The 9,412-nt window shown below is 61.4% G+C and carries 7 protein-coding genes; 5 read left to right on the forward strand and 2 right to left on the reverse strand.

The window, feature by feature from the left end; genetic code table 11:
- Window positions 1–249: 249 nt before the first annotated feature.
- The gene (gene groES, locus WBP53_RS02120) at window positions 250–537 is read right to left on the reverse strand and encodes a co-chaperone GroES (RefSeq protein ID WP_371280952.1); all 288 of its coding nucleotides are present in this window, start codon (window positions 535–537) and stop codon (window positions 250–252) included.
- 512 nt (window positions 538–1,049) lie between these two features.
- Between groES and WBP53_RS02125 the strand changes: the two genes are divergently transcribed.
- Window positions 1,050–3,284, forward strand: coding sequence for an endonuclease (locus WBP53_RS02125; RefSeq protein ID WP_423925461.1), 2,235 nt, complete (start codon window positions 1,050–1,052; stop codon window positions 3,282–3,284).
- Window positions 3,285–3,468: 184 nt separating this feature from the next.
- Here WBP53_RS02125 and WBP53_RS02130 read toward each other — a convergent pair whose 3' ends face one another.
- Entirely contained in the window at window positions 3,469–4,338 is an 870-nt protein-coding gene (locus tag WBP53_RS02130) for an IPTL-CTERM sorting domain-containing protein (protein WP_423925463.1), read from the reverse strand.
- Window positions 4,339–4,663: 325 nt separating this feature from the next.
- Here WBP53_RS02130 and cutA point away from each other — a divergent pair, with 325 nt between their 5' ends.
- The 4 genes from cutA to WBP53_RS02150 all read left to right on the forward strand — a co-directional run bounded on the left by cutA (window position 4,664) and on the right by WBP53_RS02150 (window position 9,143).
- A complete protein-coding gene (gene cutA, locus WBP53_RS02135; RefSeq protein ID WP_423925465.1) occupies window positions 4,664–4,984 on the forward strand; it encodes a divalent-cation tolerance protein CutA in 321 nt (106 codons plus the stop codon).
- A gap of 51 nt (window positions 4,985–5,035) precedes the next feature.
- Window positions 5,036–7,255 (forward strand): protein-disulfide reductase DsbD family protein, encoded by a 2,220-nt coding sequence (locus tag WBP53_RS02140; RefSeq protein ID WP_423925467.1) that lies wholly within the window; start codon window positions 5,036–5,038, stop codon window positions 7,253–7,255.
- A gap of 84 nt (window positions 7,256–7,339) precedes the next feature.
- Complete coding sequence (locus tag WBP53_RS02145) at window positions 7,340–7,894, forward strand: TlpA family protein disulfide reductase (RefSeq protein WP_423925469.1); 555 nt, start codon at window positions 7,340–7,342, stop codon at window positions 7,892–7,894.
- Between the two features lie 208 nt (window positions 7,895–8,102).
- On the forward strand, window positions 8,103–9,143 hold the full coding sequence (locus WBP53_RS02150) for an NAD(P)-dependent alcohol dehydrogenase (RefSeq protein ID WP_423925471.1): 1,041 nt from the start codon (window positions 8,103–8,105) through the stop codon (window positions 9,141–9,143).
- Window positions 9,144–9,412: the final 269 nt, after the last annotated feature.

Consider the following 9,412-nt stretch of genomic DNA (forward strand, 5'->3'; position numbering starts at 1 on the left):
ACATTGCGGCCCTTCGGACCGAGGGTAGCCTTGACCGCATTGGCCAGGGTGTTGACGCCACGCAGCATGCGGGCGCGTGCATCTTCAGAGAAGCGGATTTCTTTGGCAGCCATGTTGGGACTCCGGGATTCGATATTCGGGATTGGGGATTCGGTAAGAGCTAAAGCGTGAGGACTCGGGAGAGATCAGGGATGCGGCGCGACGAGCGCACTTGCAAATCCCAAATCCGAATTCCCGAAGGCCGGCTACTTACTCAATCACCGCGATGATGTCTTCTTCGCGCATGACCAGCAGTTCTTCGCCGTCGACCTTGACCTCGGTGCCCGAGTACTTGCCGAACAGGACCTTGTCGCCAACCTTGATGGCGATCGGACGAACCTTGCCGTCTTCGAGGATCTTGCCGGTGCCGGCAGCGATGACTTCGCCGCGGATCGGCTTCTCAGCGGCGGAGTCGGGGATGACGATGCCGCCGGCCGAAATCTTCTCTTCTTCCAGACGCTTGAGGATGACGCGATCGTGTAGCGGACGAAGTGCCATGATGATATATCCTTTAACTGGTTGATTAAGATTGATTTGTTGTAGGGCTGTTAGCACTCTGCCCTAGCGAGTGCCAATTCTACTCGCGTAGAAAAGCCTGTGGAAGTCCATCAGGCATCGGCGTGACGGGAACATGGGGCTGGGACAGGGGCTTTCAATGGCCCGAAAACAGGAATGGCACTGACTTGACGCCGATCCCTTCATTTCGTCATCCCCGCGCAAGCGGGGATCCAGCTCTGCCCTAGATCTGCAAAGACAACAACAAGAACTGGACGACCATCCATTCGGCTGTTGTGAAGCGCTTCCCGCCTGTGCGGGGATGACGAGCAGAGACTTGTTCGGCGGCCTTGGCACCTGTCCCGATTTTTCGCAGGGATGACGAACCCCCACGCCAGCATCATTCGCCCCTGACTCTCACAACCTTGGCCACCTGTTTGAAATCCCGTTTGTCTATACTTCGCCAACCGCGCGCCCACCCTGACCCGGGCTCGCCATTGCCGGGGAAGCTCCAGATGAAATTCTTCACAGGCGCACGCTGCGCCGTTGCGATTCTTTGTGCCGCCTGCTGTGGCTCGGTTCTGGCCCAGGTCATCCCGCTGATTGGCGGGCCGCCTTCTATTCAGGACTTCGATTCGCTGGCAGGGTCGGGGACCGGCACGGCGCTCCCCAACGGCTGGTATTTCGTTGAGACCGGCTCGAACGCGAATACCAGCTATACAGCCAGCAACGGCTCGGCGAACTCGGGCGACACCTATAGCTTCGGGGCCAACGCAAGCAGTGAGCGCGCGCTGGGCACCTTGCAGTCCGGCTCCCTGACTGCCCTGATTGGCGCCCAACTTCGCAACGACAGCGGCCAGGCGCTCAGCGAGATTGCCGTGGCGTACACGGGTGAACAGTGGCGACTCGGCGCGATCGGTCGCAACGACGGCCTGCAATTCCAGTACAGCGTCAACGCATCCGCGCTGAACGATGGGGCTGCCACCTGGGTCGGCGTCGCCACACTCGACTTTTCCTCGCCGGTCTCGGCAGGGGCCATCGGGCCGCTGGACGGCAATTTCGCCGCGAATCGGGTAGCGATCAGCGCTTCGATCACGGGCCTCAACCTCGCCGCCAATGCCGTGATATGGGTGCGCTGGGTCGACATCAATGCCAGCGGTGCCGACGATGGCCTGGCCATTGACACCATCAGCTTCGCGGTCGCGGGAGATCCTCCGGTCGATGTGCCGCCGACGGTGCTCGCTTCCAGTCCAGTAGACAATGCCGTCGACGTGCCGCTGGCCTCGACCCTGACCGTCCAGTTCAGCGAGCCGGTGACCCTGACCGATCCCTGGACCACGCTCAGCTGCGCGACGTCAGGCGCGCATACCGCAAGCGTTGCCGGCGGCCCGACCAATTACACGCTGACGCCCTCGCCGGCTTTCGCGGCCAATGAAGTCTGTACCTGGACCGTCCTCGCCAGTGGCGTGGTCGACCTGGATGCCACGCCCGATGCGATGGCGGCTAACCGTGCAGTTACTTTCACCACCTTCGATCCGACCAACCTGCCACCACCCAGCGTGATTTCGACCTTGCCGGCAGAAGGCGCCAGCAACGTGCCCCTGGCCAGTGACGTGCGCGTCAACTTCAGTGAACCAGTGACCACGACACCAGGCGCGTTCGCACTTTCATGCGATTCCAGCCCGATCGTGATCACGGAGACCGGTAGCGGCTCCACGCGCACGCTGACCCCGGCAACCCTGCTGCCGGCTGATGCGAGCTGCACGTTCACGATCAACGCAAACGACGTTCGCAACAGCAACGACATCCCGATGGCGCAATCGCTGTTCGTCCACTTCACCGTCGCCAGCGGAAATTCCAGCGCCTACTACGCGCAGGTCAATACCAGCAGCGCGGGACAGCTGCGTTGCTCCCTGCACGCGACGATCAGGGGCCATACGGCCTATCCGTACAGTGGCTCGGGCACCAGCACCTGGACCATCCTCGAACTGGCACAAGCCAATCCAGGCAATCCCAACCAGATCCTCGATGTGTACCGGAACCGTTTCTATACGGCGATCAGTGACCGTGCCGGCACGGGTGGCGGCATCACCTACAACCGCGAGCACACCTGGCCGAATTCGCTCGGCTTTCCGAGCCAGACCGGCAACCTCGGCTTGCCGAACGCGCCATATACCGACACCCACATGCTGTATCTGTCAGACACCGGCTACAACTCGGATCGCAGCAACAGCCCTTACGGCAACTGTACCGTCATGGCCAGTTGCGCCGAGCGCGTGACGGAATTCAATCTGGGCATCGGCGGCGGCAGCGGCGTGTATCCGGGCAACTCGAACTGGTTCAACAACAATACGTTCCAGACCTGGGGTGCGCGCAAGGGTGATGTCGCGCGTGCCGTGATGTACATGGCGATCCGCTACGAAGGCGGCACCGATCCGGCCAGTGGCCAGACCGAGCCCAACCTGGAATTGACCGATAGCCGCAGCCTGATCGTCGGCAGCTCGAACTACAACGTGCCGGCCTACATGGGCCTGCTTACCGACCTGCTGGCCTGGCATGCGGCTGACCCGCCCGACGCGGAAGAGATTGCACGCAATGACGTGATCCAGGTATTCCAGGGTAATCGCAATCCGTTCATCGATCATCCGGAATGGGGCACCTCGGCGTTGTTCCTGTCGACGAATCCGGCGACCTGCGAACTTGGCAACGATGTGATCTTTGCAAACGGGTTTGATGGCGCAGTGCCATAGGTGCGAGCGGCAAGGCGCGCTCCTTCCGATTTCGGAAGAGCCAAAGCGATGACCAGCCCTTCGGCTGATCATTGCCCCAAATCAGCAACAACGGCACGGTCGGTCGTGGCTCGCCAGGCAAGCATCACGCGCCATGCACTATGAGAATCAGGGGCGGTCGTACCACCCCCGATTCCAGGCGCAACTAGTCGCGGCGGAGCAGCGGAAACGCAGCAGCCATCGCGAGCAGCAAACCGAGCAGGATCATTCCGTACTGACCCAGCGTCGGCAGTACGGCCGGCGGAGTGAAACCACCACCACCTGGCGGCGGCTCGATCAGCGTATTGGTGATCGCAGCCGTCACGGTACCCTGTGGCTGCACTGACACCTGGATCGGCGCGGGTGGCGTTGAAGCGGCATCCCATGCAAAACCGGCAGGTGCTGCTGGCAGTGCGGCGTTCTCGGTGACCGTGCAGGTATTTGGCGCGGGAACGTTGTTCACGGCTGCCGAGCCTCCGGCAACGACGTTGACGCTCGTGCTGAACGGCGTTGTCGTGCAGTTGATGTCGACCATGAAATTGCCGCCCGGTGCCGGCCCGCCGACGACGGCCTTTGTGACAAGGATGGAGCCGGGCGGATCGCCGCCACCCTGGACGAGACGATTGAAGATGAAGACGTTGGGCTCGACACCGACAACGACAGCAAAGCTGATCGGTCCGGGTGGTGTCGTCGATGCTTCCCAGATGTAGCCCGGGGGTGGTGCGGGCAAGGCGGGGTTTTCTGTGGCGGTGCAGTTGTTCGGCGCCGGCACGTTGAAGACCTCGGCATAGGTGCCCGAAGGAACATCCACGTTCGCGCTGAACGGGATACCGGTGCAGTTGACCGCCACGTTGAACAATACCCCGGTCATGGGATCCCCGCCGCTTACGTCCTTGAAGATCTTCAAGGTCGTAGTGAGCGGCACGCCGGCCTGGGCCGATGTCATTGTGATGATCGAAAACAGAGCGGCTGCAAACAGCGATTGCAGCGCCGTTCGGATTGGTGCGGCGGAAACAACAGGAACGATGGCTTGCATGTACTACCCCAGTCTGGATGTCGGTTTGTCGAGTCCTGCCCGCCTTGTGCCTGGCGTTGGACACAGCAGCCCCCATCGCGGCCGAATCTCCGCGAGTGACCCACCGTTCCTTCTGGGATCCATGGATTGCCGCTGCAACGGGGATGACGACCGAAACGCCACGCATGAGAGTCATGCGGAAACGTGCTTCCCCGATCAGTGCATTCTCATTGATCAGGATGTGAATTGGTACCTTGACTTTGGGATCCGTTTAGTGCTTCGAATATTCGCTCCTGGCGAACGTGCGTGCGCAGGATCAACGCTGCCGAATGAACGATAATGGGCCATGAGCATCCTGATCGTTCATTGCAGCTGCCCGGATTCGGCCGTGGCTACTGCTATCGCTCACGCACTGGTGAGTGAGCGCCTGGCGGCCTGCGTGAGTCGTCTGGCTGGCGCGGTTTCCACCTACCAGTGGAACGACGGGATCTGCGTCGATGACGAGGTTCTGCTGCTGATCAAGACGACCGTCATAGGTTTTCAAGCACTCAAGACCCGCCTGCTCGAACTGCATCCATATGAACTGCCGGAGATTATTGCGGTCGATGTCAGCGTTGCCCACGCCGATTACATCGATTGGGTGGAATCACAGGTCGGGGTACCCTGACAGTTTTTCGCGCCCCGTCCGGTCCAATCGTCCGAATACTGGAGTCTTCCCTTGCATCGCTATTTGCTGACCGGCCTGCTGGCCCTGATCCCGCTTGCCCCCGCTGCCCACGCGCAGGGTCAGGATGAACTGTTGCCGGTCGAGCAGGCTTTTGCCCTCCAGGCCGAAATCATCGAACCAGGCAAGATCGACCTGCATTGGCAGATCGCACCGGATTACTACCTCTACAAAGGACGCATCAGCGCAAAGACAAAGCAGCCCGGCCTTGTCCTAGGCGACCTGAATCTGCCCAAGGGCATCGAGAAACAGGATGAGTTCTTTGGCGACGTCGAGATCTACCACGATGTCGTTAAAGGCACCCTGCCCTATACGCTCACCGATACGGCGGCCAGCAGTGTTGAAGTCACCATCACGGTGCAGGGCTGCCATGAAATCGACCCCAAGATCTGCTATCCGCCGCATCCGACCAGGCTGGTCCTGACTCCACCCGTTTCAACAGTGGCTGCACCGACAGCATTGGCACAAAAGCTGGCTTCCGGGAGCGCATTGGGCAGTGCCGTCAACGCGCTCGAGCCCGACGAAGCATTGCCAGCCGAGCAGGCCTTCGTGTTCGAAGCCATCGCGATGTCGCCGACCGAACTCCTTGCACGCTGGACCATGCCGAAGGGCTACTACCTCTACCGTGACAAGAGCAAGGTCATGGTGACCGACGACAGTGGCGTCGAAGTGGGCGCTGCAGAATGGCCTGCGGGTGTCGACCATATTGACGAACACTTCGGCAGCGTCGTCGTCTACTACGATCAGGTGGAGTTGCCGGTTGCGCTGAAGCGCCCGAACGGCGAGGCCCGGACCATCCAGGTGACTGGCGAATTCCAGGGCTGCAAGGAAGACGGAATCTGCTATCCGGTACTGCAGCGCACGCTCGCCATAGACCTCGATGCCGCCACTGCCGATGAGCTGGCCGCGGCCGCGAAAACCTTCGTCGCCGCTACACCGGCGGTCGCGGCAACCAGCGATCTGGCTGACAACGACTTGCGCTCCAAGCCGCCCGAAGCAACGGGCCTTGGCATACTCGCTGCGCTGCTCTTCGCCGTGCTCGGCGGCATCGTGCTGAACCTGATGCCCTGCGTCCTTCCGGTCCTCTCGCTCAAGGTGATCGGCCTCGCGCAGAGTGGCGAGAGCCAGTCCAAGGCACGCAGCCACGCGCTCTGGTACACGGCGGGCGTGCTGGTTTCTTTTGCAGCCCTCGGCTTGCTGGTGATCGCATTGCGAGCGGCCGGCCAGGCTCTGGGCTGGGGCTTCCAGCTACAGCAGCCCGGCTTTGTCGCCATTCTCGTCTACGTATTGCTCGCCGTCGGACTCAGCCTGTCCGGCGTGTTCACCATTGGTGCCAGCCTTGCAGGCACGGGACAGGGTCTGGCCTCGCGTTCGGGACCGGCCGGAGACTTCTTCACTGGCGTGCTTGCCTGCGTTGTTGCCAGCCCATGCACGGCACCGTTCATGGGCCCCGCACTGGCGTTCGCGTTTGCGTCATCATCAATCGTTGCCCTGCTGATCTTCCTCGCGCTCGGACTCGGCCTGGCTTTGCCATTCCTGCTTGTCGGTTTCGTTCCGGCGCTGGCAACACGACTGCCGAAACCGGGAGCGTGGATGGAAACCTTCAAGCAGGTGCTGGCATTCCCCATGTACCTGACTGCAGTCTGGCTGGTCTGGGTGCTGGGCAAGCAGCGCGGCGTCGATGCCATCGGACTCGTCCTGATCGGCGGCGTCGTATTGGCCCTTGGACTGTGGTGGCTTGAGCGCGCACGTTGGCGCGAAAGCATTGCCGGACGCGTCTTCGCGGCGCTCGTGCTGCTGGCTTCACTTGCCCCGATCTGGATGATCGGCCATCTGGATCCACCGGCGAAGAAGCTGTCCACGTCGGAAACCAGCGTAGCCTACGCGCCCGACACGCTGGCCTCATTGCGTGCCGAGGGCCGCACTGTCTTCGTCAACATGACAGCCGACTGGTGCGTCACCTGCAAGGCCAATGAAAAGAACGTGCTCGGTGGCGAGCGGTTCCAGGAACTGCTCACGGACGCCAACGCGGTTTACATGAAGGGCGACTGGACCAATGTAGATCCCGAGATCACCGCGTTCCTGCAGGAACACGGCGCAGTCGGCGTACCGCTCTACGTCGTGTTTCGCGGAAACGATGAGCCAGCGAACGTGCTGCCAACCCTGCTTACTGACGGCATCGTCGAGCAAGCATTGCCCGCCGCTTCTCGCTGATCTCGCGGACAGCGCCACCCCTGGCGATATCACGGCGATCGCTGACCGATACACTCCCTGACCTGCTGCAATTGTCCTGAGCCCATGTTCAACCGAACCAACCTGCTGATCGTTCTGCTGGCCATGGCAAGCGCCGGGCTGGGACTTGCATTGAGTCAGATGCTGCGCCCCACCGTCATTCCGAAGGCAGAGGTTTCCGTGGCCGGCGTGCTGGGGGTTGGCGACCCTGTCGATGACATGGACCTGCCCGACCGCGACGGCCGCATGCGGCGACTCTCGGAATGGCGCGGCAAGCTGGTCGTGCTCAATTTCTGGGCCAGCTGGTGCGGTCCCTGCCGCGAGGAGATGCCCATGCTGGACAGCATGCACGCACGCTATGCCAGCCAGGGGCTTGAGGTGATCGGCGTGGCTGCGGAGGATGCGCCTGCTGCGCTGTCTTTTCTCGAAAGCCATCCGGTCAACTACCCGATCCTGATCAACTCTCCCACTGACGCAACTGATCTTTCATGGCGACTTGGCAATACCCAGAGCGTTCTGCCGTATACCGCATTGATTGGCCGCGATGGCAGCATCCTGGCCACTCGCATGGGCAACTTCAGCGAATCGGCACTGCAGGAATGGATTGCACCGCACTTGTAGCGCAGGTTCCTCGCGAACGCGGGAACTGCACTTCAATAGCCTCAAGGCCATTGAAGAACGATGGCAAGCCATAGGGCTGTTGCGAAGCGCTTCCCGCTTGCGCGGCACTGACTCGTCTTGTCAGATCGACAAACTGCCAGGAATCGCGTGACCAGACGCAGCAGCGAAACCGATCAATCCCGAATAGCACCCACACAGGAATTCAGTCATGTCGACTCCCGCTTATGCCGCCGAGACACCGAAGTCATCGCTCGCTCCGTGGACGATCGAACGTCGCGCTCCCGGCCCGAACGAGGTACAGATCGAGATCCGCTATTGCGGCGTCTGTCATTCGGATATCCACCAGGCGCGTGACGAATGGGGCCGCGGCATTTTCCCGATGGTCCCGGGCCATGAAATCGTTGGTGAAGTAGGCGCCATCGGTAGCGCAGTGACCAGGTACAGGGTGGGCGATACCGTCGGTGTCGGCTGTTTCGTCGATTCCTGCCGTGAGTGCGGCGCCTGTCATGACGGTGAAGAGCAGTACTGCACGGCCGGGATGACTGCCACCTATAACAGCGTCGAGCGCGGAACGCGCACGCCGACATACGGCGGCTACTCGACACGTATCGTCGTCGACGAAAACTACGTCCTGCGCGTTCCTGCATCGATCCCGCTGGATCGTGCCGCGCCGCTGCTGTGCGCGGGCATTACCGTGTATTCGCCGCTGCGCCACTATGGACTCAAGGCGGGCGACAACATCGCCGTCGTCGGCCTGGGCGGACTCGGCCACATGGGCGTCAAGATTGCCCGCGCCATGGGCGCCAAGGTGACCGTGCTGAGCACGTCGCCTTCCAAGCGTGAAGACGCGCTGGCACTGGGTGCCGATGCGTTCGAGGCGACGTCCGAAAAGCTGACCTTCAGGAAGCTGGCCGGAAAATTCGACTTCATTCTCGATACGGTTTCCGCGCCACACGATTACAACGCCTATCTCGGTCTTCTGCGCCGGGACGGAACCATGATCCTGGTCGGCATGCCCGACCAACCCGTACCGCTGGCAGCCGGCCCCCTGATCATGGGGCGTCGCCGACTGGTCGGATCCCTGATCGGCGGCATCCGCGAAACCCAGGAAATGCTCGATTTCTGCGCGGAGCACGATGTTGCCTCGGATATCGAACTGATTCCGGCCAACAAGATCAACGAAGCCTACGAACGCATGATCAAGGGCGACGTGCGCTATCGATTCGTCATCGATTGCGCCAGTTTCTGACGAGGCGTGTCGCTCCCCTGCGTAATCATCGGCGGGGTGGTCCCGTGCAGGAGCGGGTCGCAGGGGTGGGTCTCAGAGGGAAATGGCACTGACTTAGCGACAATCCGCACATTTCGTCATCCCGGCGGCTTTCAACAGCCGAACGGCTGGTCAAGCCGGGATGACGAGCGCTTAAGTCAGTGCCATTCGTCTCAGACCCACTCGCTCTGGTTTGCAATCTGGCAATTTCACAAGGAGCGGGCGGGTCTGAGACTCGCCCCCACAGATTT

The organism is Dokdonella sp. (genome assembly GCF_049593775.1).
In the GTDB taxonomy this organism is placed as follows: Bacteria; Pseudomonadota; Gammaproteobacteria; order Xanthomonadales; family Rhodanobacteraceae; genus Dokdonella.